Origin of the sequence: Microbulbifer sp. 2205BS26-8, assembly GCF_030731025.1 — a bacterium.
Classification (GTDB): domain Bacteria; phylum Pseudomonadota; class Gammaproteobacteria; order Pseudomonadales; family Cellvibrionaceae; genus Microbulbifer; species Microbulbifer spongiae.
Genome location: NZ_JAVAMR010000208.1, coordinates 1 through 372, shown reverse-complemented (window position 1 = coordinate 372; position 372 = coordinate 1). Strand labels below are relative to the sequence as shown.

1 protein-coding gene is annotated in these 372 nt (G+C 57.8%); it reads left to right on the top strand.

The features are described from left to right. Positions 1 to 62: 62 nt before the first annotated feature. Positions 63 to 372 (top strand): transposase (locus Q5Y71_RS17300; RefSeq protein WP_306043310.1); only part of this gene is annotated, 310 nt, incomplete at its 3' end.

Genomic DNA, 372 nt, shown 5'->3' with positions numbered 1-372 from the left:
TCTTCCGGGGTGACAGCGGCTTCTGCCGCCACCGGATACTGAACTGGTGCCGGCGCCATGACGTGAAGTACATCGTTGGCATTGCTCGAAACAACCGGCTGGAGCGCAAACTGAGCGGCTACCTGGAGCTGGCAAGACGCTGGTCCAACAATGGTGCCTTCAAGGTCACCCTGTTCAGGGACTTCCAGTACGCCGCTGGCACCTGGAAACAGGCGCAGCGGGTCATCGGCAAAGCAGAATACACCCGTGGTGGTCCCAACCCCCGTTTCATTACCACCAATCTGGAAGGGGATGCTGAAGAACTCTACCGGAAGCTCTACTGTGCCCGTGGCGACATGGAAAATCGTATCAAGGATCAGCAGATGGACCTGT